Below are 24,807 nucleotides of genomic sequence, written 5' to 3'. Positions count from 1 at the left end.
CGCAGACGACACGGCGCCGGGGGCGCACAAGGCCACCCATGCGGAGCACAGCGCCCCGCATACTCCTTCGCTCCCCCGGCGCGCACAGAGCGCGTGCGAGCGCGCGCCCATGGCGCGCTATCCGCCAATCGCTGCACATGCCTTCACAGAGGCAGGTGTGACGCGCAACACTCGCAGGCGCATGAACGTTGCCACCCAGGGCCACAGGGCCTACGGAAGTGAGGTCACGTCATGTCCGTGCACGACGACTTGATCGCCGTCCAGCGCTGCCTGGACGATCTGGCGCGGTCCGTGGGCCGCCTGGAGAAGCAGCTCGGCACGGCCGGGCTGGAGGTGCGCCGCGTGCGCACCGACGCCAACCATCTGCGCGAGAGCGTCGCGCTGCTGCGGGAGGCCGCGGCGAGCCCGGCGGCCCCGCGCAAGCCGGAGCTCGTCACCATCCCCGACACGCCGTACGACGACTCCCTGTGGGTCGACACGGACGACGAGGGTCTCGGCGCCCGGGACCGCCGCGCCCCCTGATCCGCCCCCGGGACCGCCGCGCCCCCCGATCCACCCCCCTGACCCGACCGGAGTCATGCATTGGCCACTGGTACGGAACCCCATCCGAACAGCGGAGGCGTACGCACCGGTACCCGCGCCGCGATCGACGCCCCGCACCTGCGGACCGACCGCTGGTGGCTGGCCCCCGCCGCCACCGCGGCCGGTCTGCTGGCGTTCATCGTGTACTCGACCTGGCGGGCCTTCGCGAACGCGGACTACTACGCGGCGCCGTACGTGTCCCCGTTCTACTCCCCCTGCCTCGCGGAGAACTGCGCGCCCATGCGCGGCGGGCCCAACTGGGACCTCTTCGGGAGCTGGTGGGGGATCTCGCCGGCGATCATCATCCTGATCTTCCCGCTCGGCTTCCGCCTGACCTGCTACTACTACCGCAAGGCGTACTACCGCGGCTTCTGGATGTCGCCCCCCGCCTGCGCGGTCGCCGAACCGCACCGGAAGTACTCCGGTGAGACCCGCTTCCCGCTGATCCTGCAGAACGTCCACCGGTACTTCTTCTACGCGGCGCTGCTGGTCGCCGGCATCCTGACGTACGACACGGTGCTCGCCTTCCGCGACGAGACGTACGCCTGGGGCCACATGGGCCTCGGCACCCTCGTCTTCCTCGTCAACATCGTGCTGATCTGGGCGTACACCCTCTCCTGCCACTCCTGCCGGCACATCGTCGGCGGCAAGCTCAAGCACTTCTCCAAGCACCCCGTGCGCTACCGCATGTGGCAGTGGATCGGGAAGCTCAACGCCCGCCACATGCAGCTCGCCTGGGCGTCGCTGGTGAGCGTCGCGCTCGCCGACTTCTACGTCTATCTCGTCACGTCCGGGGTCTTCGACGATCCGCGCTTCTTCTAGATTTGGTGGGGACTGAACACATGTCCGTGGTCGACCGGCAGGAGTGGGACGTCGTCGTGGTCGGTGCCGGGGGCGCCGGCCTCCGCGCGGCGATCGAGGCGCGGGAGCGGGGCGCCCGCACGGCCGTGATCTGCAAGTCGCTGTTCGGCAAGGCGCACACCGTGATGGCCGAGGGCGGTATCGCGGCGGCCATGGCCAACGCCAACGAGCACGACACCTGGCAGGTGCACTTCCGCGACACCATGCGCGGCGGCAAGTTCCTCAACCAGTGGCGGATGGCCGAGCTGCACGCCCAGGAGGCCCCGCAGCGGGTGTGGGAGCTGGAGACCTGGGGCGCGCTCTTCGACCGTACGAAGGACGGCCGGATCTCGCAGCGCAACTTCGGCGGGCACGAGTACCCGCGCCTGGCGCACGTCGGCGACCGCACCGGCCTGGAGCTGATCCGCACCCTCCAGCAGAAGATCGTCTCGCTCCAGCAGGAGGACAAGGAGGAGACCGGGGACTACGAGTCGCGGCTGAAGGTCTACCAGGAGTGCACGGTCACCCGGATCCTGAAGACCGAGTCCGACAGCGGCTCCGCCGCGGGCAGCCGGGTCTCCGGTGTCTTCGCCTACGAGCGGGAGACCGGGCGCTTCTTCGTCCTCGAGGCGCCGTCCGTGGTCATCGCGACCGGCGGCATCGGCAAGTCCTTCAAGGTGACGTCGAACTCGTGGGAGTACACGGGCGACGGGCACGCGCTCGCGCTGCTCGCCGGGGCGCCGCTGCTGAACATGGAGTTCGTGCAGTTCCACCCGACCGGCATGGTCTGGCCGCCGTCGGTGAAGGGCATCCTGGTCACCGAGTCGGTGCGCGGCGACGGCGGGGTGCTGCGCAACTCCGAGGGCAAGCGCTTCATGTTCGACTACATCCCCGACGTCTTCAAGGACAAGTACGCCGAGTCGGAGGAGGAGGCGGACCGCTGGTACGAGGACCCGGAGAACAACCGGCGGCCTCCCGAACTGCTCCCCCGCGACGAGGTCGCCCGCGCGATCAACGCCGAGGTGAAGGCGGGCCGGGGCTCCCCGCACGGCGGGGTCTTCCTGGACGTGTCCACCCGGATGCCGGCCGAGGTGATCCGGCGCCGGCTGCCGTCCATGTACCACCAGTTCAAGGAGCTGGCGGACGTCGACATCACCGCCGAGCCGATGGAGGTGGGCCCGACCTGCCACTACGTCATGGGCGGCATCGCGGTCGACTCGGACACGGCGGCGGCCCGCGGGGTGCCGGGGCTGTTCGCGGCCGGTGAGGTGGCCGGCGGGATGCACGGATCCAACCGGCTCGGCGGCAACTCGCTGTCCGACCTGCTGGTCTTCGGGCGCCGGGCGGGCTGGCACGCCGCCGAGCACGCGGCCGCCCACGCGTTCGAGCGCCCCGAGGTCAGCGAGCTCCAGATCGACAGCGCGGCGGCGGAGGCGCTGCGGCCCTTCTCGGCGGAGGGTCCGGCCGGGTCCGCGGACGCCGGGCGGCCGCCGGAGAACCCGTACACCCTGCACCAGGAACTCCAGCAGGCCATGAACGACCTGGTCGGCATCATCCGCCGCGAGGCCGAGATGGAGCAGGCTCTGGAGAAGCTGGCCGAGCTGCGGGTGCGGGCGCGGCGGGCCGGGGTCGAGGGGCACCGGCAGTTCAACCCGGGCTGGCACCTCGCACTGGACCTGCGGAACATGCTGCTGGTCAGCGAGTGCGTGGCGCGGGCGGCGCTGGAGCGCACCGAGTCGCGCGGCGGCCACACCCGTGAGGACCATCCGGAGATGGACCGCCGGTGGCGCAACATCAACCTGCTGTGCCGGCCGGCCGACCCGACGGGCGGCCTCGCGGCCACCGACCCCGAGCGCGGCCAGATCGACCTCGTCCGGGAGACCACCGAACCCGTCCGCCAGGACCTGCTCGCCCTCTTCGAGAAGGAGGAGCTGGTCAAGTACCTCGCCGAAGAGGAGCTCTACGAGTGAGCAGCTACGAGGCCCGCTTCAAGGTATGGCGGGGGGACGTGGGGGGCGGCGGCCTGGAGGACTTCGCGGTCGAGGTGAACGACGGCGAGGTCGTCCTCGACATCATCCACCGCCTCCAGGCCACCCAGGCGCCCGACCTGGCCGTCCGCTGGAACTGCAAGGCGGGCAAGTGCGGCTCGTGCTCGGCCGAGATCAACGGGCGGCCGCGGCTGATGTGCATGACGCGGATGTCGGTGTTCACCCGCGAGGAGACGATCACCGTCACCCCGCTGCGGGCCTTCCCCGTCGTACGGGACCTGGTGACGGACGTCGGCTTCAACTACGAGAAGGCCCGGCAGGTGCCCTCGTTCGTGCCGCCGGAGGGCCTGGGGCCGGGCGAGTACCGGATGATGCAGGAGGACGTGGACCGCTCGCAGGAGTTCCGCAAGTGCATCGAGTGCTTCCTGTGCCAGGACACCTGCCACGTGGTGCGCGACCACGAGGAGAACAAGACGGCCTTCGCCGGGCCCCGCTTCCTGATGCGCATCGCCGAGCTGGACATGCACCCGCTGGACGCCGCCGCCGAGCGCGGGCTCGACCGCAAGAAGTCCGCGCAGGAGGAGCACGGCCTCGGCTACTGCAACATCACCAAATGCTGCACCGAGGTGTGCCCCGAGGGCATCAAGATCACGGACAACGCGCTCATCCCGCTGAAGGAACGGGCCGTGGACCGCAAGTACGACCCGCTGGTGTGGCTGGGGTCGAAGATCAGGAGACGGTCCTCGTAGCGGGGGCGCGCTCGCACCTCCCCTGACGCACCCCGGTCGCGCGGGCGCATACCTGCTCATACGCTCCGGAATGTGACGTCATCCTTGATCCGGGGCCGGCCGCGGCGCGCCCGCGCGCACATATCCGCGCTCGTGGTGCACACCCTGCTCGGCGCGCTGGTCGGGGTGACGTGGCTGGTGCTGCCCGGCATAGCGGTGGACAGCGGGCCGCAGCGGCCCGTGTCGGGCGCGCTCGGACAGCGGGACGACCGGGGGACGCACACAGCCGACCTCGTGCTCCCCGTGATCGCCGTGGTCGCGGCGGGGGCGCTGGCGAGCTTCGGGTTCTGGCGGCGCAGACGGCGGACCACCAGGCGTACGGCACCCGGCGGTGCGCCGGTTCCGGCTGGGGAGCCGCCCGACGAGGAGCTGGACGAGCGGGCCCGGGACGCGCTGGTCCGCGCGGACGGGTGGGTGCGGGTCAGCCGTGAGGAACTGGGGTTCGCCGAGGCCCGGTTCGAGAACGGGGCGCCGGAGGAGATCGAGGACGTCCGGCGGGCGCTGCGGGAGGCCGGGACCGAGCTGGCGGCGGCCTTCCGCATCCGCTGGCGGTACGAGCACGGGGTGCCCGGGGAGGGTGCGGCCCGCCGGCACGCGCTGGCGGGCGTCGTGGGGCGCTGCGAGGAGGCGGGGCGGCTGCTGGACGTGCGGGCCGCCGCCTTCGACACGCTGCGGGGGCTGGAGGAGGGGCCGGACGGCGGGCTGGGGGCCGCGCTGGCCGTCGCGGAGGGCCGGTTCAGGGGCCTGACCGCACGGACCGGGGAGGCCGAGGCGATCCTCCGCGACCTCGGCGAGCGCTACGCCGCCCCGGCGTCCGCCGCGGTGGTGGGGAACGTCGAACAGGCCAAGGACCGGCTGGTGTTCGCGACCACCCGGCTGAACCTGGCCCGGCAGGCCGCCGACGACGGGGACGTCGGGCGGGCGGCGAGCCGGCTGCGGGCCGCCGAGGGCGCCATCGCCCAGGCCGGGGCGCTCATCGACGGCGTCGAACGGCTCCGCAGGGAGCTGGCGACGGCCGCGGAACTGGTACCGACCGCGCTGACCGGCGCGGAGGCGGAGATCGCCGGCGCCCGCCGGGCCCTCGCCGGGGAGACCGCCGCCCACCCGGACGTCACGCCGGGCGAACTGCGCGCCCGCACGGGCCACGCCGACGTCGTCCTGGCCGGCGTACGGCAGGAGCTGGCCTCGGGGCGGCCGTACGACCCGCTCGGCCTGCTGCGGCGGATCGTACGGGCCGTGGCGCCCTTGGCCGCCGGGCACGCCGGGGTGCTCCCGGCCGCCGCCGCGGTCTGCGCGCGGGCGGCCGTCGCCGGGGCGGACGACGTCGTCACGACGCACGGGGCGGTGGTGGGATGCGCGGCCCGCACCCGCCTGGCGGAGGCGTTTCGCTGCGAGAGCGCGGAGGACCTGGCCGACCTCGTGACGGCCGACACGCTGGCGGAAGAGGCCCGCGCCCTGGCCGACCAGGACATCCGCCTCCACGGCCACACGCCCGAGCCCACCTCCGACCTGACCGCCGCGGCCACCGGCGCCCTCCACCCCGTACCGGGAAGCTATGGCGGCCCACGCACCGGCGCCCGACGTGGCAAGCCGAACGAGCCACGGTGACCTCGGCCGGAGCGCCCCGGGCGGCCCCGCCTCCGCCGTGCGACCGACCGACCGGCCGGATCGAGGTGACCGCACGGCCGTCAGGGAGGACCCCGCTCGTGACCACCCGGGCGACCACCCGGACACCGGCGAGAGAGGTGGGCCCAGGTGACCGCGGCCGGGTTCAGAAGAGGCTCAGGAGTGCCTCCGCCGGGTCCGTCAGGGTGGTTTCGCCGTCGGGGAGCGGGAGTTCGAACCACACCGTCTTGCCGCGGGGGGTGCGGCGGGAGCCCCAGGCCGCGCTGAGCAGGCCGACCAGCTGGAGGCCGCGGCCGCCCTCGTCCGTGTCGCGGGCGCGGCGGCGGCGTGGCTGGACGAGTCCGGCGTCCCAGACCTCGCACACCAGCGTGCGGTCCAGCAGCAGGCGGAGCCGGATCTCGCCCTCGCCGTAGCGCAAGGCGTTGGTGACCAGTTCGCTGACGAGGAGTTCGGTGGTGTCGACCAGCGCCTCCAGGTCCCAGGACAGCAGCCGGGCGCGGGCGTACTCACGGGCGCGGCCCACGCTGCGCGGCTCGCGCGGCAGCGTCCAGTCGCCGACCGAGTCGGCGGGCAGCCCCTGCACGCGGGCCATCAGCAGCGCGATGTCGTCCTCGCCGTGATGGGTGTCGAGGGTGTTGAGGACGTGGTCGCACACGTCCTCCAGCGGCCTCGACGGGTCGGTGAGCGCGCCCACGAACGCCTGGAGCCCCTCGTCCAGGGGATGGTCGCGCGATTCGACCAGTCCATCCGTGTAGAGCGCCAGCAGGGCGCCCTCGGGGAGTTCGACCTCCACCTCCTCGAACGGCTCGCCGCCCACGCCGAGCGGCATCCCCGGCGGCACGTCCAGCATCATCGCGTCCTCGCCGGGCTCGACGAGGACCGGCGGGAGATGGCCGGCGTTCGCGAAGGTGCAGCGCCGGGTCACGGAGTCGTACACGGCGTACACGCAGGTGGCGAGGTACACCTCGGACAGGTCCGCCTCCCGGGGCCGGCGGGCCGCGCGGGTGGCCTGCTGGACGCCGCCGGGGGCACCGAGCCCGCGCGCGATCTCGTCGAGCGCGGACAGCACCTCGGCCGGTTCGAGGTCCAGCAAGGCCAGCGTCCGTACGGCGGACCGCAGTTCGCCCATCGCGACCGCGGCGCGCAGTCCGCGTCCCATCACGTCGCCGACGACCAACGCGGTGCGGTGGCCGGGCAGTTCGATGACGTCGAACCAGTCACCGCCCACCTCGCTGTGCCGGTCCGCGGAGGCGTTGCCGGGCAGATAGCGGCAGGCGATGTCGAGTCCGGCGGCGACCGGGTCCCCCGGGGGCAGCAGCGACCGCTGCAGTATCAGGGCGCGTTCGTGCTCGCGCCGGTAGAGGCGGGCGTTGTCGATGCAGACCGCCGCGCGGGCCGCGAGTTCCACGGCGAGTTCGCGGTCGCGGTCCCCGAACGGCTCGCTGCCCTTCGTCCGGGCGAACTGGGCGAGCCCGACGACGGTGTCGTGGGCGACCATCGGCACGGCGAGCGTGGACTGCACGAGGCCGCCCTCCTCGCCGGGCACGTGCTGCACCCGGGCGGTGCGCAGGGCGTCCGCGCAGGGCGAGTTGAACGGGTAGTGGTGCACGCCGCCGACGGCGACCTCGGCGCCGCCGCCGACGAACGGCGCGTCGGAGACGGCGCTGGAGAAGGCGACCCGGCGCAGCTCCGCGCTGCCGTCGGCGAGGCCGGGCGGCGTCTCGTCACCGGCCAGCAGCCCCTGGTACAGGTCGACGGTGGCGAGGTCGCAGAAGCCGGGCACCACCACGTCGAGGAGTTCGCGGGCCGTGGTCTCCAGGTCGAGGGAGTTGCCGATGCGGGCGCCGGCGTCGTTCAGCAGGGCGAGGTTGCGCCGGGCGGCGGCCGCCTCGCGGGCGGCGGCGCGCCGGGCGGTGATGTCGATGCCCAGCCAGGCGATGCCGATGGGACGGCCGCTGCCGCTGTGCACCCGGTAGAGGTTGACGGACCAGTGGCGGCGCTCGTCGGAGCCCGGCAGGAAGCCGGTGACGTGCATGTCGGTGATGGAGTCGCCGCTCTCCAGGACACGGCGCAGGGTGGCCGCGACCCGCTCGGACTCGGGCCGGGCGAGGTAGTCGTGGACGCCCCGGCCGCGGTGGTCGTCGGGGGTGCCGCCGAACAGGGAGGCGAACCGCTGATTGGCGCGGCGCACCCGAAGATCGGTGTCGATCAGCAGGAACCCGAAGGGAGATTGACCGAAAATGGCCTGCGAGGCGGCCAGGTCGGTCTCCATCCGGCGCAGGGTCCGGACGTCGACGACGATACAGACGGCGGCCTTCTCCCCCTCCTCGGTCCGCGTCGGCATGACGTACACCTCGGCGAGGCCGTCCTTGCCCCGGCCGCCGCCGTCGGCGTCGTCCGGCACCCGGAAGGGGACCACGCCGGTCCACTCCCGCCCGTCCAGGATCTCGGTCATCTTCCGCTGGCCCTGCGCGCGCAGGTCGGGGTCGATGAACGCCTCGATGGGGTCCATGCCGACCGCGCGCTCGGCGGGGATGCCGAAGACCTGCTCGGCGCGCAGGCTCCACTGGTCGACCAGGCCGTCGGGGCCGATGGAGAAGGACGCGACCTTGATGTAGTCGTAGATCGAACCGGGCGGCTTGCTCTGCCACAGCGGCTCGCCCGGACGCGGCTCCTCGGAGCCGAAGCCGGTCGTGTCCGGGGCCTGGGGGCCGTGGGGTGCGCGGGCGTCCGGTGCGCCGGCCGCGGCTGAGACGGATGTGCCGTGGGAGGCGGGTGTGCCGTGGGAGGCGCGAGCGTCGGGGAGATCTCCCGCGGCCCTCGTCCCACCACTCTTCGACGGGTCCTCGGACTCCGTCGCCTTCGCTGGTATCTCGCTCACGCGAACCGTCCCCTCCAGCTCACCGCGTCCGGCACCGGTCACCGGCGGCGGCTGCCCGCAGTATCCAGCACTACGGCCCCGCACAACACGGTGTTCACGATCACAGCACGGTCCCGATGCTTTTCGGTCCCCGCCGCGGAAACACTTCCAGTCTTCTAACCAGCGGACACGCCGTCGAATCACGACCGGCGTCACCCGTCACCGGCCGGAACCGGCCGCCGGCGTTCCGGGGGCGGACGGAGGGCGTCCGGTACGCCGCTGACGGACCGTGGGACGCGGGCGTCAGCGGGGGACCGCGAGTTCGAACCAGACCGTCTTGCCGCTGCCGCGTCCCGGCCGGGTCCCCCAGCGGCGGGAGGCGCGCGCCACGAGCTGGAGTCCGCGGCCGCTCTCGTCCTCGGCGTCGGCGCTGCGGGCGCGCGGCGGATCGGGCAGCGGGTCGGAGACCTCGACGAGCAGGACCCCGCCGTCCCCGGAAGGACGCACCAGGCGCACCCCGATGGGACCGGTGGCGTGCCGAAGGGAGTTGGTCACCAGTTCGCTGACCAGCAGGGCCGCGACATCGGCGAGACTGCCCAGCCCCCAGGCGAGCAGCCGGCCGCGCACGGCGGCGCGGGCCGCCCGGACGGCGTCGGCCTCCGCGGGGAAGGTCCATTCGGCGCAGTCGCCGTCGGTGTCGAGCACGCCGATCACTTCCCAGCCAGCGGGGGCCACTCCATGTCCGGTTTCATGGTGTTAATGGGCACATACCCGATATTCGGGCGACAGTATCGCGCCGGGCGGGGCAAGGGCGGAGGGCCGTCAGGGCGTCAGCCGCCGGGCCACCTCGCGGACGGCGGGCACGTCCTGCTCCAGCCAGTCGACGTCCCACAGCTCGCCGGCGTCGAGCCAGCGCAGCGCGTCGTGGTCCTCCAGGGGCCGCGGCGCCGGGCTGCCGGGCCGCAGGCGGGCCGTCCACACATGGAGGACGAAGGGGGCCCGCAGGGGCCAGGCGCCCGGGACGCGCTCCATCACCTCGGCGTCCACGCCGAGTTCCTCGCGCAGTTCGCGGGCGAGCGCCGCATCGGGCTTCTCGCCCGGTTCGACCTTGCCGCCGGGCAGCTCCCAGCGCCCGGCCAGGTCCGCCGGCGCGCTCCGGCGTGCGGCGAGCAGGCGGCCCGCGTCCAGCAGCGCGGCGCCGACCACGATCCGTTCCGTCATGCGCCGGAGCCTACGGGAGCGTGCACGGTCAGCGGTCGGCGCCGCCGCCGTTCTGCGTGATGCGCTCGACCCAGTACAGCTGCTTGTGTCCCCGGCCGTCGAGGCTGTCCGCGATCTTCTGGGCCTCGGCCCGTGTCGCGTACCGGCCGACGCGATAGCGATTGCCGTTGTCGTCCTGCCGGACGACGAGCCAGGGAAGAGTGATCGTGCTGTCGGTCATCGCGCCCCACTGCTCCTTCCCGCCCACGGCCGCCCGCGTAACGCTCGCGGCCTGTGCCGTGCCCCACCCGCTGAGGAAACCGCAATCCGCATATGCCCGAGCCTACGCCTAACCTTCACGGAGCGAATACGGCTTTTCACAAAGAGGTACGCAACCAGCCAAGCCGGGAGGGGCGCACGACGCGGAACGCGCCGTGCGCCCAAGGCCGTGCGTCCGTGCGCAGGCATACCGGAGACACCCGGCGCGACCTGCGGAAAAGATACGCAGGCAACAGGGCGCACCGGGGCGGGTGTTGTCAGCCCGTACAGGGCAACAGACGGGGTATGTGCGCTACTTCACTCGCGCCCGCGCGCTACTTGACCGGCAGGTGGTACGCGACGCGGTAGCGGTCGGCAGGGATCACCACGTCCGCCGTCTCCACCGGGCGGCCCGAGGCGTAGTACGTGCGCTGGAGGACGAGGACCACATGGCCGGGGACGCCGCCCAGCGCGTGCAGTTCCTCCGCGAGGCCGGGGCGGGCCCCGACCTCCTCGGTGACGTTGTCCACGACGACGTCGATGGCCGCCATCCGCTCGACGACGCCCATGCCGCCGAGGGGACCCTCCTCGGGGAGCATCACGGGCGTCCGGCCGGTGACGGCGAGGGGCTCCCAGGACGTGGAGAGCATCATGGGCTCGCCCGCCTCCCGGAACAGGTACCGCGTGCACATCACGCGCTCGCCCGGCCGGATGGCCAGCCGCTCGGCGACAGCACGGCCGGCCATCGACTGCTCGCTGCTGGACTCCCAGGTGCCGCGCACATCGCCGTCGGCCTGCTCCTGCCGGAACGGGGTGGCCCCGCTCGGCGGGCGGAAGCCGGAGCGGGCGATCCGGCGGGGCACGGGCCGCTCGCGCACGTAGGTCCCGGAGCCGGAGCGGCCCTCGACCAGCCCTTCGGCCATCAGGACCTTGCGCGCCTCCAGGGCGACGGTGTCCGAGACGCCGTACTCCTCGCGGATTCTGGCCTGCGACGGGAGGCGGGTGTGCGGAGGGAGTGAACCGTCGACGATCTTCTTACGGAGATCACCCGCGACACGCAGATACGCCGGCTGCTCACCGAAAGTCACTGGCCGCTCCCATCAGGTTGTACAGACAGCAACAGCCTGGCAACCAAGCGTTGCCCTGTGCAAGCAAAGGCCAGAGAATCACTCGATGTGATGACTTGTGGCGTCGGAGGGCTTTACGCAGGCAGTTTCTCCCCGTTATAGCCGCGCTCACACCTGAAGATCGCCCGCGTCCTCGCTCCCGCCCCCGCTGCCGGAGTCGTCCTCGTAGAACGGGACGGTGGTGTCCAGACCCAGAGCTTCGCGCGCGGTGACCGTCGTGGGGCCGTCCACGTACGCGTAGCCCCTCTCGTAGTGCGTGAAGTACGTGTCCGAGTCCTTCGCCGCGGCGGCCCGCGCCCACTCCTTGCGGGCGTCCGCCATCTCCTCGACCAGGTCGGCGACCGGCTTCCCCGCCCCGTCCGGCCAGCGGTGGCCGCGCAGCGCCGTGATCTGCTCGCCAAGCACCCGCTGCACGTCGCCGGCCCAGGCCCGGCTCGCGGCCAGGTCGTCGTCGGGGTGGTCCTCCGGCTCCTCGTAGAGCACCGCGTCGACGGCGTTGACCGCGTTCAGGAAGGCGACCTGGTCGGCGTCGAGCGTCGTGGCGTCGCCGCGCAGCGAGCCGGTCAGCCGGCCGTCCTTCTCGGTGCTGCCGAACAGGCAGGTCAGCTCGCGGTCGCCGAACCGCCAGCTCTGCGGGGTGGGGATGAAGTAGAAGACGTCCACGTCCTCCGGCACGCCCCAGGTGTCCATGGCGTAACCGTCGCTCAGCGCGTAGCACTTGTCGTCGGCGGTGCGGGACAGCTCGTCCTCGCCGGGGTAACCGCCGCCCGGCAGCGTCACCACCGCGAAGACCTCGCCGTCGTGCGTACCGGAGCAGGGCACCTTCTCCGCATCGAAGGTCTCCCCCTCCAGGGTGCCCGACGGGGTGTCGAAGCAGTCGCCCTTGTCGAGCGCGAAGGCGCTGCCGTCACCGTTCGCGGCGCTCTTGAAGCCGTCCCAGAAGTCGGCGGCGGCACCGGTGGACAGCGTCAGCGCCCACAGCGCCAGACCCACGGTCGACAGCACCGATCCGGCGATCGCCATGCCCTTGCCGCGCTCGCCCTTCCTCCGGATCTGCGCCAGCGCGATCAGTCCGAGCACCAGGCCGACGGCCGGCACGAAACACAGGATGCCGAGCACGAGGGAGCCGATCGCGAGACCGTTGACCGGCGCCTGCCCGCCGTAGGGGCCGTACGGGCCGTAGGCGCCCCCGTACGACGCCCCGTAGGGCGAGCTGGGGCCGGCGGCGTACGGCCCGTGGGGCGGTGCCGGTGGCCCGTACGGCTGCTGTGGTCCGGACGGCGGGGGTATCGACACGGCTACCGTGCTCCTGGTTCGGGCGGTGGGGCGGGGCGTACGACTGCGCGCATCGTAAGCGCGCCGCGAACCGGGACGGCATGGGGGGCGGCCGGGTTCACCAGCCGTCGCCGATGCCCAAGTCGGCGGCGAACGGCATGCCGTCGTGAGCGAACACCACCCCCACGAGACAGTCGTCCGACGCGGTCCGCCCGGCGTACATCCGTTTGTGAATCTGTCATCGGGGTCTTTGAAGCGCCTCGTCCTCGCGGCCGGCCGGGTCACGGGACCCTGGCTCCGCCGCGAGGACGAGGACGTGCGGGGTGGGACGACTGACCGGGCTAGAACTGCAGCGCCCAGGCGTCGATGCGGCCGGTGTCCTGGCGGGCGTTGTCGCTGACTCTCAGCTTCCACGTGCCGTTGGCCGTCTCGGACGAGGCGTCCACGGTGTACGTGGTGTCGATGTTGTCGGCGCTGCCGCCGGTGCCGTACGACTTCAGCGTGTAGGCCGTACCGTCGGGGGCGACCAGCTGGACCTGGAGGTCACCGATGTACGTGTGGACGATGTGCACCTCGACGGCGAGGGCCGAGGGCGCGTTGCCGGAGACGCCGGAGACCGTCACCGGGGACTCGACGGTGGCGTTGTCGGCGATGGCGTGGTCGGCGGTGTTCTCAAAGCGCGGTCCGGGCGGGGTGGTCGTGCCGCCGCCGACGTACAGCAGCCGGTCGGGCGAGCCCGTGCCGGGGCTGGTGACGACGCCGGTCGTGGCGGCCGCCGTCAGGGCCGAGGCGACCTGCGCCGGGGTGGCCGCGGGATTGTCGGCGAGGTAGAGGGCGACGGCGCCCGCGACGTGCGGGGTGGCCATCGACGTGCCCGAGATGGTGTTGGTCGCCGAGTCGCCGCTGTTCCAGGACGAGGTGATGGACGAGCCGGGCGCGAACAGGTCCAACGCGGTGCCGTAGTTGGAGTAGCTCGCCCTGGCGTCGGTGGAGGTCGTCGCGCCGACCGTGATCGCCTCGGCGACGCGGGCGGGCGACCGGGTGGAGGCGTTGGCCGACTCGTTGCCGGCGGCCACGGCGAAGGTGACGCCGGAGGCGATGGCGTTGCGTACGGCCGTGTCGAGGGCGGTGTCGGCGCCGCCGCCGAGGGACATGTTGGCGACGGCCGGCTTGACCGCGTTCCGGGCGACCCAGTCGATGCCGGCGACGACCTGGGCGGTCGTGCCCGAGCCGGAGTTGTTCAGCACGCGGACGCCGACGATCTTCGCCTTCTTGGCGACGCCGTACGAGGACCCGGCGACCGTGCCCGCGACGTGCGTGCCGTGGCCGTTGCCGTCCTGGGCGGTGTTGTCGTTGTCGATGGCGTCGTAGCCGTAGGAGGCGCGGCCGCCGAAGTCCTGGTGGGTGATGCGGACGCCGGTGTCGATGATGTACGCCGTCACGCCCTGCCCGGCCGAGTCCGGGTAGGTGTAGGAACTGTTGAGCGGCAGGTTCTTCTGGTCGATGCGGTCCAGGCCCCAGGAGGGCGGGTTGGGCTGGGTCCCCTCGACGTGGAACGTGCGGTTCTGGACGACGGAGGCGACGGCCGGGTCGGCGGCGAGCCGCTCGGCCTCGGTCTCGGACGCCTCGATCGCGTAGCCGTTGAGAGCCGTACGGTAGGTGCGCTCGATGCCGGCGCCGTAGCGCTCGACGAGGGCGCGGGCCGTCTTCGAGCCCGAACGGGCCTGGCCGGCCTTGAGGGTGACGATGTAGCTGTCGGCCACGGCGTTCGCCGCGCCCGCGTACTGGACGCGGCCCTCGGGGGCGGCCGCGGCGGGGAGCGCGGTGACGAGGCCCGCGGCGAGGACCGCGGTGGCCGCCGTGCTGAGCAGGGCCAGTCTTCGGCGGGTCGTGCGCTGGGGGGTACGCATCACTGCCATCTGAGGGTTCCTCCTCAATCGGTGGTGCGCCGGCGTGGGGTGGCACGGGAACGACGAAGAAAGGCATGATCATGTCAAGTTCAACGACGTCCGTGCGCCAGCCGAAAGATTGAGGCCTCCACAGGAATTGCACAAGAGCCCTGCGCGAGCGAGTCGTTGGGCGACCCGCCCACGCAGGGCGGAGGGACGAGCTTTCGCAGGACGCGGTCAGGCGTCGAACGCCGTCGCCCGCGCGCTCTTCTCCCAGGGCGCGATGTCCTCGCGGACCTGGTCGAGGTGGTTGAGGACGGCGCTCACACCGTCGTCCCCGAGCGGCAGCCGCAGCGGGGTGCGCTCCGCCTCCAGGGCGGCCACGATGAGGGCCGCCGCCTTCGCCGGGTCACCGGGCTGCGAGCCGTCGCCGCCCTCGACGAAGCCGCGCGTCTCGCTCACCTTCGGATACAGCCCGCAGTCCGCGCCGGCCCCGGCCCGGCCCGTCTCGAACAGCGAGGTGCGGAAGGCGCCCGGCTCGACGATCAGCACCCGGATGCCGAAGTCCGCGACCTCGTCCGCCACCTCGGACATGCCCTCCGGGGCGAACTTCGTTCCGCTGCGACCACTGGCTGGCGCTGGACGAGCGCGGCGGACGGCCCCCGCGCATCGGAGCCGAGATCGCGAGCACCGAGGAGACCTACGAGGCGCTGGTCGCCGGCCCCGGCGTCTGCCTCCTGGCCTCGGGCAACGCCCCTCTGATCACCCTCGGCGGCGTGGTGACCCGCCCGGTACGGGGCCTGTCCCCGGCCCGCTACGCACTGGCCTGGCGCCGCCCGGACGAGGCCCGCCCACTGGCACGGGCGTATGCGCGGGCCTGCGGGGAGGCGACGGGGCGGAGGTGAGCGCGGGATGAGGATGGGCGCAACGACGCGCGCTCGTCGTCGGCGTGGGCCGACGCGGCGGACCTGACCGGGGGAGCCCCGCGCAGCCGTCACGCGTCCTCGGTGGCCGGTTCCCGGGTCGTCGTGCCCAGGCGGGCCTGTTCCTCCTCGACGATGCGCCGGGCCAGGCCGAGGTCGGAGACGTCCACCGCGTCCGGGGTCGACTCGGCGACCGCGCTGCGGCGGGCGTAGGCGTCGAAGAGGCGGGACTTGTTCTCCAGGAGCCGGACCAGGCGCTCGTCCACGCCCTGCGTGCACAGCAGGCGGTGCACCGTGACCGAGCGGACCTGGCCCATGCGGTGGGCGCGGGCGACCGCCTGATGCTCGACGGTCGGCTTCAGCTGCGGCTCGCACAGGATCACCACGGACGCGGCCTGCATGTTCAGACCCACTCCCCCGGCCTCGATCTGCGCGAGCAGCACCGCGTGACCGGGCGCGGCGGCGAAGTCGTCCACGAGCCGCTGCCGGCGGGCGGGCGGCACACTGCCGGTGAGAGGGCCGAAGACGTGAGCCTCGCCGCTCTTGCCGAGCGCCTCGTGGACCGTGCCCAGGACGTCGCGGAACGCCGAGAACACCACGGCCTTGTGCCCGTTCTCGGCGGCCTCCCCGACGATCTCCCGCAACCGCCCCAGCTTCGCCGACCCCTCGGGCCGCGCGTACGCCGCCCTGCGCATGGCCATGAAGTTGCCCGCCCGCACGGCTTCCCGGTACGCCTCCTCGTCCTGCGCGCTGGGCTCCTCCCACTCGTCGGTGTGCTGGAGCGCGGGGAGTTCGGTGAGCACGTCCTGCTGGTTGCGGCGCAGATAGACGGGCGCGACCGCCTTGCGGAACGCCTTCGAGCCCGCGACGCCGTCGTGCTCGTCGACGCGCTCGGCGAGGTCCGGCTGCAGGATGCGCACCAGGCTGCGGAACTCCTCGACCCGGTTCTCCATGGGCGTGCCGGTCAGGAACAGCACGCGGTCACAGGTCCCGGCCCAGGTGGAGACGGCGCCGGCGCGGCGCGTGCTCGGGTTCTTGACGTAGTGCGCCTCGTCGACGACGAGCATGCCGAGCTCGCCGGTGCCGGGCGCCGGGAAGCCGCGCAGGGCGTCGAAGGTGGTGACGGCGACGCCGCCCCGCTCCCTCCAGTCGACGAACGCGTCCTGGCGGTCCGGGCCGTGCACCGGAGTCACCCGCAGCGTGCTGCGCCTCTCGATCTCCCGGGTCCAGTTGATGAGCACACTGGCCGGGCAGACCACCAGGAAGTGGGTCTCACCGCTCGCCGCCAGGTGTGCCAGCGCCGCGATGGCCTGGATCGTCTTGCCGAGCCCCATCTCGTCACCGAGGATCACCCGGCGCTGCGCGAGCGCGAACCGTGTGCCGAACGCCTGGTAGCCGCGCAGGGACACCCGGCGGTGGGTGTCGTCCAGCGACTGCGCCCGCACCCGGTCGGCCACCTCGTCCGGCAGGAAGCCCTCGGCGGCGGCCGGGTCGGGCGCGCGGCCCGAGACCTCGGCGAGCAGGCTGTAGTACTCGGCGGAGCGCAGCTCGAAGTCGACGAGCGCGGCCACGTCGGACTCCGGGCCGCGCAGCAGATCCACCGACGCCTGGGCCAGCAGCCCGGGCACGCCGTCCTCGCGCGCCCGCTCCGTCGCCGCGCGGATCTCCGCCACGGCCGCGACCGCCCGCTCCCGGCCGGCCCGCCCGGCGAGCAGCATGCGCACCCGCCCGGCCGCGGGGGCCGCCTCGGTCAGCAGCGGGCCGAGCCGCTTCACCAGCCCGGCCGCCGTCTCCACGGCCCGTCGCGCCTCGGGACCCGCCTCCACCAGCACGTTCAGGGCCGCGACCAGGGCGGTGGTCCGTGGCTCCGGCCGGTCCACGTCGATGTGCACGGCCACGGTGTCCCGTACGGCGTCGGCGATCCGGCGTGCGGCGGCCACCGTCTGGTCGGCGGTCTGCCGGCCGACACCGGGCAACTGCTGCAGCCGGTAGGAGCCCGCGTCGAGGACCTGCCCGACCGTACGGAAGCCGCCCTTCTCCACCTCGCCCAGCCGCAGCCGGCCCTCGGTGAGATCCTTCAGCCGGGCGACCGGGATGCCGTCCAGCTCACGCCGTACGAGGTCGTCGTGGATCGGCTTCAGCGCCGCGTGCACCGCGGCCACGGCCCGCGCGTGGTCGTCGGCCACCGCCCGCGCGGCCTCGTACAGCCGTCTGCCCCCGGCGACCGACTCCCGCTCACTGCGCCCCATCCCGCCCCGCCCTCCTGGCCCCTCCCGACGCGTCCCCGCATCCTGCCACTGGGAGCGGAGCGCCTTCCCACCCGGTGCGGCCACCGCGCTCTCGTGGCGCGGCCCCGCCGCGTCACGGCTTGCCCTCTCGACGTCGCCGCGGAGGTACGCCTCCGGCCTGGTGACCCCGCGCACCTCGTGACATCACCCGTACCGCGAAGCCCAGCCGGGACGGAGAAAGGGGCCAGGCGCGAACGCCTGGCCCCGGAGCCGGGGTTCGGGAGCACCCGCTACACGTTGAACCTGAACTCCACCACGTCCCCGTCCTGCATGACGTAGTCCTTGCCCTCCATGCGGGCCTTGCCCTTCGCGCGGGCCTCCGCGACCGAGCCGGTCTCCACCAGGTCCTCGAAGGAGATGACCTCCGCCTTGATGAAGCCCTTCTGGAAGTCGGTGTGGATGACGCCGGCGGCCTCGGGGGCGGTGGCGCCCTTCTTGATCGTCCAGGCGCGGGACTCCTTGGGGCCGGCCGTCAGATAGGTCTGCAGGCCGAGGGTGTTGAAGCCCACGCGGGCCAGGGTGGCGAGGCCGGGCTCCTCGGCGCCGACCGACTCCAGGAGCTCCATGGCGTCCTCCTCGTCGAGCTCGGCCAGGTCGGCCTCCAGCTTGGCGTTGAGGAAGATCGCCTCGGCGGGGGCGACCAGGGCGCGCTGCTCGGCCTTGAAGTCGTCGTCGACCAGTTCGTCCTCGTCGACGTTGAAGACGTAGAGGAAGGGCTTGGTGGTCAGCAGGTGCAGGTCGTGCAGGAGCTCCTCGTTGCCGGAGCCCTGGACGATGCCCGCGGAGAACAGGGTGTCGCCCTTCTCCAGGATCTCCTTGGCCTCCTCGACGGCCTTCACCTTGGGCGCGACGTCCTTCTTGATCCGCGACTCCTTCTGGAGGCGCGGCAGGACCTTCTCGATCGTCTGGAGGTCGGCGAGGATCAGCTCGGTGTTGATCGTCTCGATGTCGTCCTTGGGCGAGACCTTGCCGTCGACGTGGACGACGTTCTCGTCCTTGAAGGCCCGGATGACCTGGCAGATCGCGTCGGACTCACGGATGTTCGCCAGGAACTTGTTGCCCAGGCCCTCGCCCTCGGAGGCGCCGCGCACGATGCCGGCGATGTCGACGAAGTCGACGGTCGCCGGGAGGACGCGCTGGGAAGCGAAGATCTCGGCCAACTTCGTCAGGCGCGCGTCCGGGACGCCCACGACACCGACGTTGGGCTCGATGGTGGCGAACGGGTAGTTGGCCGCCAGCACGTCGTTCTTGGTCAGGGCGTTGAACAGGGTCGACTTGCCGACATTCGGCAGACCGACGATTCCGATCGTGAGCGACACGTTGCGACTTCCCGTACGTGAGAGGAGAGGACTGGGGTTTGTGGCCGATCCACCAGTCTACGGCGTGCCGGGCCCGCCCCGGGCGTGCCGTCGAACACCTGGCCAAGGTGCGCCCCCGGGCGTGTCCGTCGCCCGCCGCACCCCGTGCCGCGGCCTAGGTTGGTGCGGTGGAGCGGCACAGCGCGCGACCCGCCGGGCACGGACCGCCACGAGGTACGCGGTTCCACGGGGGGTGAGGGCGGGTAGGCGCCACGCGAGCGGGATGCGGATGTCGAGGTGGACGGGGACACGGTGGAGCGGGGCGAGGGCCGGACGAGGCGCGGCGAGGGCGGGATCGTGCCCGGCGTGGGCGAGCGTGACGCGGGGGGTGGCAGCGGCGGGGCCGGACGGCGGTCCGCCTGGCCCGCGCGGTCCCGTTCCGGAGGGGCCGGAAGCGCGGTCTCCCCGTCCGCACGGTCGCCGCAGGGCCTGCCCCGGTCGGCGCGGGCGGCCTCGGCGGCACGGGATCCGCGGCCGCCGCGGCGGGGCGCCACCCGGCCGGCCCCGGCCACGCGGCCTGTCGCCCAGCGCCGGCCCGTCCCCTCACGCCCCGCCGGGGCGGTACGGCGGCCGGGACCTGCCCCGGTGCCGTCGTCCGCCGGGCGGCTGCCCGGTCCGCGACTGACCGGGCTGGGCAGCGGGCTGTTCTGCGGGGCGGCGATGCTGCTGCTCGGTTTCCTCGACTCCGCGCTGTCCGGCTCGCTCGGCCTGTACAGCGTGCTGTTCCTGCCGGTGTGCGTGCTGACCGCGCTGTGGGTGCGCGAGGGCGACCTGCTGACCGCCCCCGTGGTCGTGCCGAACGCGTTCGCCCTGGGGCTGCTGCCGGCGGCCGACCACGGCGGCGGCTTCGGCGGTCATCTGATGGGCCTGGTGACCGCCCTCGCGACCGAGGCCGGGTGGCTGTACGGCGGGACGCTGCTCGCCGGAGTGGTCGTCCTGGTGCGCCGGGTCCGCCTCGTGGCGCGGCGCGCCGCGGCCCGGGGCCCGGCGGACTGACGGCCGCTACTCGGCGACCGCCGTCTCCGCCGCGTGCATCGCCGCCCCCACGATCCCCGCGTTGTTCTGCAGCTGCGCCGGGACGATCTCCGCGCGGATGCCCTCGATGTGGGGCAGGAACTTGTGGGCCTTGCGGCTCACGCCCCCGCCGATGATGAACAGCTCGGGCGAGAAGAGCATCTCCACGTGCGCGAGGTACTTCTGCACGCGGTGGGCCCAGTGCTCCCAGGTCAGGTCCTCGTCCTCCTTGGCCTTGCTGGAGGCGCGCTTCTCCGCGTCGTGGCCGTGCAGTTCGAGGTGACCGAGTTCGGTGTTGGGGACCAGGCGGCCGTCGAGGAACAGGGCGCTGCCGATGCCCGTGCCGAAGGTGAGCAGCAACACCGTGCCCTTGCGGCCGCGGCCCGCGCCGAAGTGCATCTCGGCGACTCCGGCGGCGTCCGCGTCGTTGACCACCGTCACCGGCAGGCCGCCGAGGCGCTCGCTGAACAACGCGCGCGCGTCGGTGTCGATCCAGCTCTTGTCGACGTTCGCCGCGGTGCGGATCGTGGACCCGTCGGTCACCACACCGGGGAAGGTGAGCCCGACCGGGCCGGTCCAGCCGAAGTGCTCGACGACCTGGCGCGCAGCGTCGGCGACCCCGTCGGGGGTCGCGGGGTGCGGGGTGAGCACCTTGTGGCGCTCCTGGGCCAGGTCGCCCTTGTCGAGGTCCACCGGGGCGCCCTTGATCCCGGATCCGCCGATGTCCAAACCGAAGATCTGCATAGCCCTACGTTACGACGGACGTCTGACGGTCACTCACCGGTCGGGGAACCGGTGCGCTCGGCGATGAGCGCGGCCGCCTCCTCGCGCAGGTCGCGGCGCAGCTCCTTCGGCAGGGAGAACGTGATGGACTCCTCGGCCGCCTTGACGATCTCGACGTCCTCGAAGCCGCGCTGCGACAGCCACTCCAGGACCTGCTCGACCAGCACCTCCGGCACCGAGGCGCCCGAGGTGACGCCGACCGTGCCGACGCCCTCCAGCCAGGCCTCGTCGATCTCGTCGGCGAAGTCCACCAGGTACGCCGCGCGGGCGCCCGCCAGCTTGGCGACCTCCACCAGCCGCTTGGAGTTGGAGGAGTTGCGGGAGCCGACGACGATGACGAGGTCGGCCTCGGCGCCCATCTGCTTCACGGCGAGCTGACGGTTCTGCGTGGCGTAGCAGATGTCGTCGCTGGGCGGCGAGATCAGCTGCGGGAACTTCTCCTTGAGGGCGTCGACGGTCTCCATGGTCTCGTCGACGGAGAGCGTGGTCTGGGAGAGCCAGACGACCTTGGACTCGTCGCGGACCTCGACCTTGGCGACGTCGCCGGGGCCGTCCACGAGCTGGATGTGCTCGGGGGCCTCGCCGGAGGTGCCGATGACCTCCTCGTGGCCCTCGTGACCGATGAGGAGGATGTCGTAGTCCTCGTCGGCGAACCGGACCGCTTCCTTGTGGACCTTGGTGACCAGCGGGCAGGTCGCGTCGATGGTGGCGAGCCTGCCGCGGGCGGCCTCCTCGTGGACCACGGGGGCGACGCCGTGGGCGGAGAACATCACGATGTTGCCCGGCGGCACCTCCTCCGTGCGCTCGACGAAGATCGCGCCCTTCTTCTCCAGGGTCTGCACGACGTACTTGTTGTGGACGATCTCGTGCCGGACGTAGACCGGAGCGCCGTACTGCTCCAGGGCTTTCTCGACGGCGATCACGGCGCGGTCCACACCCGCGCAGTAGCCACGGGGGGCGGCGAGCAGGACACGGCGGCCAGGCGAAGCAGTCATGCGTCCCATCGTAAGGGTGCGTGCGCCGCCCCGAAGATCGCCCGCCTCCTGGTGGGGTGTGCGGGGCGGGAGGCGGCGCGCGGGGCCGGTGTCCGCGCCGTTCAGCGGAACGGGGGGTGTTGTCGGTGGCGGCCGTTACGCTCGCCGCATGGCTGTGAACACGTCGCCCGAGTCCCCGCTGCCCGTCGGTGAGGTGTCCCGGCTCATCGGGGGGTGGATCGACCGGCTCGGCGCGGTGTGGGTGGAGGGGCAGATCACCCAGCTGTCGCGGCGGCCCGGCGCGGGGGTGGTGTTCCTGACGCTGCGCGACCCCTCGTACGACATCTCGGTGAGCGTGACCTGCTACCGGCAGGTGTTCGACGCGGTGGCCGACGTGGTGAGCGAGGGCGCGCGGGTCGTGGTGCTCGCCAAGCCCGAGTGGTACGCGCCGCGCGGGCAGTTGTCCCTGCGGGCCGCCGAGATCAAGCCGGTCGGCGTCGGGGAGCTGCTGGCCCGGCTGGAGATGCTGAAGAAGTCCCTGGCCGCGGAGGGGCTGTTCGCGCCGGAGCGCAAGCGGGCGCTGCCGTTCCTGCCGCAGCTCGTCGGCCTGGTGTGCGGGCGGGCCTCCGCCGCCGAGCGGGACGTCCTGGAGAACGCGCGGCACCGCTGGCCCGCCGTCCGCTTCGAGGTGCGCAATGTCGCGGTGCAGGGCGTGCACGCGGTGCCGCAGGTCGTGCAGGCGGTCAAGGAGCTCGACACGCTCGACGCCGTGGACGTGATCATCGTGGCCCGGGGCGGCGGCAGCGTGGAGGACCTGCTGCCGTTCTCCGACGAGCAGCTGGTGCGGGCCGTGGCGGCCTGCCGGACGCCCGTCGTGTCCGCGATCGGGCACGAGCCGGACAACCCGCTGCTGGACCTGGTCGCGGATCTGCGCGCCTCCACGCCGACCGACGCCGCCAAGAAGGTCGTCCCGGACGTCGGCGAGGAGTACGAGCGGGTGCGGATGCTGCGCGACCGGGCGCGACGGTGCGTGGAGGCGTACGTCGAGCGGGAGGAGCGGGGGCTCGCGCACGCCCTCGCGCGTCCGTCGATAGAGGATCCACACCGGATGATCGACGAGCGGGCCGACCAGGTGGCCTCGCTCCTGGACCGCGGCCGGCGGTGTCTGGGCCATCTGCTGGACCGGGCGGCGTCCGAGCTGACGCACACGCACGCGCGCGTGGTGGCCCTGTCCCCGGCGGCGACGCTGAAGCGCGGGTACGCCGTGCTGCAGCGGGACGACGGGCATGTGGTGCGCGACCCCGGCGAGGTGGCCGCGGACGAGGTGCTGCGGGCCCGGGTCGCCGAGGGCGAGTTCTCCGTACGAGTCGACGCAGGAAGCGATGCATAGGGTGGGCGCATGACCGGCAAGGTGGAAGAGGCCCTCGGGTACGAGCAGGCCCGGGACGAGCTGATCGAGGTCGTAGGGCGGCTGGAGGCGGGCGGCACGACGCTGGAGGAGTCGCTCGCGCTCTGGGAGCGGGGCGAGGAGCTGGCGAAGGTGTGCCGGCGCTGGCTGGACGGGGCGCGGGCGCGCCTGGACGCGGCGCTCGCCGAGGAGGAGGCCGAGGACGGGCAGGAGAAGAGCGGCGGCGGGTGACGCCACCCTGACGTCCGGTACGAAGGGGCGGGCCCTGTGAAGCGGATCACCGGGGCCCGCCCCTTTGTTGAACGTTGAACTTGTCTCGCGTACTGTCGCTCGCGTAAACGGTCCCCGGTCCGCTTACGCGTGCCGCGCGGCCCCCGTGCGGTACCCCCACGACGCACCACCGAGAAGGTTCCGCATGTCTCTCGTCCTCGACCCCACCGCTCAGGACCTGCTGTTCCGCGAGGCCCGCACCGCGAACTCCTTCACCGACGAGCCGGTGACCGACGCACAGGTCCAGGCGATCTACGACCTGGTCAAGTACGGCCCGACCTCCATGAACCAGTCCCCGCTGCGCGTCACGCTGGTCCGCTCCGCCAAGGCCCGCGAGCGCCTGGTCGAGCACATGGCCGAGGGCAACCGGCAGAAGACCGCCACCGCCCCGCTGGTCGCGATCCTCTCCGCCGACAACGAGTTCCACGAGGAGCTGCCGGCCCTCTTCCCCCACTTCCCGCAGGCCAAGGACGCCGTCTTCGGCGACCGCGTGGTCCGCGAGAACAGCGCCGCGCTGAACGCCACCCTCCAGGCCGCCTACTTCATCGTCGGCGTCCGCGCCGCCGGTCTGGCCGCCGGCCCGATGACCGGCATCGACTTCGAGGGCGTCCGCAAGGAGTTCCTGGACGACGACCACACCCCGCTGATGATCGTCAACATCGGCCGCCCCGGCCCGGACGCCTGGCACCCGCGCTCCCCGCGCCTGGCGTACGACGAGGTCGTCACCACGATCTGACCCCGCGCGCGGCCACCGCGGGCCGCCCGCCCATGACGAAGGCCCCCGGCATCACCTCGCCGGGGGCCTTCGCCGCGCTCAGGGGGTCACTCGGCGCGCAGGGCCTTCGCCATCTCCGTCAGCTGGCCGAACGAGCCGGTCCCCGCGACCACGGTCGTCGCGCCGTCCTCCCGGGACACCAGGGCGTCGTAGCGGCCGCCGGTGTAGCGGGTCCAGGTGCGGTCGCCGATCCGCTCGGTGACGTCCGTCCTGCGGGCGCCCTGACTGGCCTGCTCGATGAAGTCGGCCGGCTTCTCCGTCGACTGCTGGAGCTGCACATAGCCGCCGTTCGGGGTGTGATAGCCGAGGTGCCAGGCGTCGAACTCGTCGGCCTGGAACCGCACGGAGGTCGGCTTCCAGCTGTCGGGCAGCCCCTGCGGCGCCGCCACCGGGTAGGACGCGGCCCGGCGGGCCGTGAGCAGCTCGACGCGGTAGTCGACCCGCGGAAGGTCGGGCGTGCCGTCGTCATGCGGCACGAAGAGATAGACGACTCCCGCCGCGAGCACCGTCACCCCGAGGGAGAGGACCATGTTGCGGACCGACTTCTGCTTAACCTTCGAACCAGCCACGCCCCTATCGTC

General features: G+C 72.8%; 21 protein-coding genes and 2 pseudogenes. 10 read left to right on the top strand and 13 right to left on the bottom strand.

Annotated features, from left to right (window positions below; translation table 11 throughout):
- Positions 1-231: 231 nt before the first annotated feature.
- The 5 genes from ACFRAC_RS09495 to ACFRAC_RS09475 all read left to right on the top strand — a co-directional run bounded on the left by ACFRAC_RS09495 (position 232) and on the right by ACFRAC_RS09475 (position 5,806).
- Positions 232-522 carry a hypothetical protein gene (locus tag ACFRAC_RS09495; protein ID WP_382922829.1) on the top strand — a complete coding sequence of 97 codons (291 nt, stop codon included), beginning with the start codon at positions 232-234 and terminating at the stop codon, positions 520-522.
- A gap of 60 nt (positions 523-582) precedes the next feature.
- Positions 583-1,404: a hypothetical protein gene (locus tag ACFRAC_RS09490; protein WP_382922827.1), complete on the top strand. Its 822-nt coding sequence runs from the start codon at positions 583-585 to the stop codon at positions 1,402-1,404.
- Between the two features lie 20 nt (positions 1,405-1,424).
- On the top strand, positions 1,425-3,392 hold the full coding sequence (locus tag ACFRAC_RS09485) for a fumarate reductase/succinate dehydrogenase flavoprotein subunit (protein WP_382922825.1): 1,968 nt from the start codon (positions 1,425-1,427) through the stop codon (positions 3,390-3,392).
- Complete coding sequence (locus ACFRAC_RS09480) at positions 3,389-4,159, top strand: succinate dehydrogenase/fumarate reductase iron-sulfur subunit (protein ID WP_382922823.1); 771 nt, start codon at positions 3,389-3,391, stop codon at positions 4,157-4,159. Before ACFRAC_RS09485 ends, ACFRAC_RS09480 begins: the two co-directional genes overlap by 4 nt.
- Positions 4,160-4,231: 72 nt before the next feature.
- Positions 4,232-5,806: a hypothetical protein gene (locus ACFRAC_RS09475; protein WP_382922821.1), complete on the top strand. Its 1,575-nt coding sequence runs from the start codon at positions 4,232-4,234 to the stop codon at positions 5,804-5,806.
- Between the two features lie 163 nt (positions 5,807-5,969).
- On the opposite strand, the gene ACFRAC_RS09470 is transcribed toward ACFRAC_RS09475, so the two are convergent.
- The 8 genes and pseudogenes from ACFRAC_RS09470 to ACFRAC_RS09435 all read right to left on the bottom strand — a co-directional run.
- Entirely contained in the window at positions 5,970-8,705 is a 2,736-nt protein-coding gene (locus ACFRAC_RS09470; protein WP_382922819.1) for a SpoIIE family protein phosphatase, read from the bottom strand.
- 282 nt (positions 8,706-8,987) lie between these two features.
- The gene (locus ACFRAC_RS09465; protein WP_382923234.1) at positions 8,988-9,398 is read right to left on the bottom strand and encodes an ATP-binding protein; all 411 of its coding nucleotides are present in this window, start codon (positions 9,396-9,398) and stop codon (positions 8,988-8,990) included.
- A gap of 108 nt (positions 9,399-9,506) precedes the next feature.
- The gene (locus tag ACFRAC_RS09460) at positions 9,507-9,905 is read right to left on the bottom strand and encodes a (deoxy)nucleoside triphosphate pyrophosphohydrolase (RefSeq protein ID WP_382922817.1); all 399 of its coding nucleotides are present in this window, start codon (positions 9,903-9,905) and stop codon (positions 9,507-9,509) included.
- A gap of 28 nt (positions 9,906-9,933) precedes the next feature.
- The gene (locus tag ACFRAC_RS09455; RefSeq protein WP_361345031.1) at positions 9,934-10,125 is read right to left on the bottom strand and encodes an SPOR domain-containing protein; all 192 of its coding nucleotides are present in this window, start codon (positions 10,123-10,125) and stop codon (positions 9,934-9,936) included.
- 352 nt (positions 10,126-10,477) lie between these two features.
- The gene (locus ACFRAC_RS09450; RefSeq protein ID WP_382922815.1) at positions 10,478-11,230 is read right to left on the bottom strand and encodes a GntR family transcriptional regulator; all 753 of its coding nucleotides are present in this window, start codon (positions 11,228-11,230) and stop codon (positions 10,478-10,480) included.
- Positions 11,231-11,377: 147 nt separating this feature from the next.
- Positions 11,378-12,565, bottom strand: coding sequence for a DUF4190 domain-containing protein (locus tag ACFRAC_RS09445; protein WP_382922813.1), 1,188 nt, complete (start codon positions 12,563-12,565; stop codon positions 11,378-11,380).
- Between the two features lie 320 nt (positions 12,566-12,885).
- Positions 12,886-14,463, bottom strand: a complete 1,578-nt coding sequence (locus ACFRAC_RS09440; protein ID WP_382922811.1) for a S8 family serine peptidase — start codon at positions 14,461-14,463, stop codon at positions 12,886-12,888.
- 207 nt (positions 14,464-14,670) lie between these two features.
- Positions 14,671-15,063: pseudogene (locus ACFRAC_RS09435) on the bottom strand (Short-chain oxidoreductase); the annotation flags it as partial.
- Between ACFRAC_RS09435 and ACFRAC_RS09430 the strand changes: the two are divergent.
- Positions 15,057-15,338, top strand: a pseudogene (locus ACFRAC_RS09430) (LysR substrate-binding domain-containing protein); the annotation flags it as partial. The pseudogenes ACFRAC_RS09435 and ACFRAC_RS09430 sit on opposite strands and share 7 nt — an antisense overlap.
- 89 nt (positions 15,339-15,427) lie before the next feature.
- Here ACFRAC_RS09430 and ACFRAC_RS09425 read toward each other — a convergent pair.
- Together ACFRAC_RS09425 and ychF are read right to left on the bottom strand one after the other, a co-directional pair.
- Positions 15,428-17,605, bottom strand: coding sequence for a DEAD/DEAH box helicase (locus ACFRAC_RS09425; RefSeq protein ID WP_382922809.1), 2,178 nt, complete (start codon positions 17,603-17,605; stop codon positions 15,428-15,430).
- A 269-nt stretch (positions 17,606-17,874) separates the two neighbouring features.
- The gene (gene ychF / locus ACFRAC_RS09420; RefSeq protein ID WP_361345046.1) at positions 17,875-18,963 is read right to left on the bottom strand and encodes a redox-regulated ATPase YchF; all 1,089 of its coding nucleotides are present in this window, start codon (positions 18,961-18,963) and stop codon (positions 17,875-17,877) included.
- A gap of 624 nt (positions 18,964-19,587) precedes the next feature.
- Between ychF and ACFRAC_RS09415 the strand changes: the two genes are divergently transcribed.
- On the top strand, positions 19,588-19,998 hold the full coding sequence (locus tag ACFRAC_RS09415) for a DUF6542 domain-containing protein (RefSeq protein WP_382922806.1): 411 nt from the start codon (positions 19,588-19,590) through the stop codon (positions 19,996-19,998).
- Positions 19,999-20,004: 6 nt separating this feature from the next.
- On the opposite strand, the gene ppgK is transcribed toward ACFRAC_RS09415, so the two are convergent.
- Both ppgK and ACFRAC_RS09405 read right to left on the bottom strand, forming a co-directional pair.
- Complete coding sequence (gene ppgK / locus ACFRAC_RS09410) at positions 20,005-20,760, bottom strand: polyphosphate--glucose phosphotransferase (protein ID WP_382922804.1); 756 nt, start codon at positions 20,758-20,760, stop codon at positions 20,005-20,007.
- A 29-nt stretch (positions 20,761-20,789) separates the two neighbouring features.
- A complete protein-coding gene (locus ACFRAC_RS09405; RefSeq protein ID WP_382922802.1) occupies positions 20,790-21,803 on the bottom strand; it encodes a 4-hydroxy-3-methylbut-2-enyl diphosphate reductase in 1,014 nt (337 codons plus the stop codon).
- Between the two features lie 139 nt (positions 21,804-21,942).
- Between ACFRAC_RS09405 and xseA the strand changes: the two genes are divergently transcribed.
- From xseA to ACFRAC_RS09390, 3 genes are all read left to right on the top strand, one after another.
- Positions 21,943-23,163 (top strand): exodeoxyribonuclease VII large subunit, encoded by a 1,221-nt coding sequence (gene xseA / locus ACFRAC_RS09400; RefSeq protein ID WP_382922800.1) that lies wholly within the window; start codon positions 21,943-21,945, stop codon positions 23,161-23,163.
- 9 nt (positions 23,164-23,172) lie between these two features.
- Positions 23,173-23,412: an exodeoxyribonuclease VII small subunit gene (locus ACFRAC_RS09395; RefSeq protein WP_382922798.1), complete on the top strand. Its 240-nt coding sequence runs from the start codon at positions 23,173-23,175 to the stop codon at positions 23,410-23,412.
- A 184-nt stretch (positions 23,413-23,596) separates the two neighbouring features.
- On the top strand, positions 23,597-24,187 hold the full coding sequence (locus tag ACFRAC_RS09390) for a malonic semialdehyde reductase (RefSeq protein ID WP_382922796.1): 591 nt from the start codon (positions 23,597-23,599) through the stop codon (positions 24,185-24,187).
- Positions 24,188-24,273: 86 nt separating this feature from the next.
- On the opposite strand, the gene ACFRAC_RS09385 is transcribed toward ACFRAC_RS09390, so the two are convergent.
- Positions 24,274-24,795, bottom strand: coding sequence for a DUF4245 domain-containing protein (locus ACFRAC_RS09385; protein WP_382922794.1), 522 nt, complete (start codon positions 24,793-24,795; stop codon positions 24,274-24,276).
- Positions 24,796-24,807: the final 12 nt, after the last annotated feature.

It is taken from the genome of Streptomyces sp. NPDC056628, from assembly GCF_042792555.1.
GTDB lineage: Bacteria > Actinomycetota > Actinomycetes > Streptomycetales > Streptomycetaceae > Streptomyces.
This window is presented reverse-complemented; position numbering and strand designations above follow the sequence as displayed.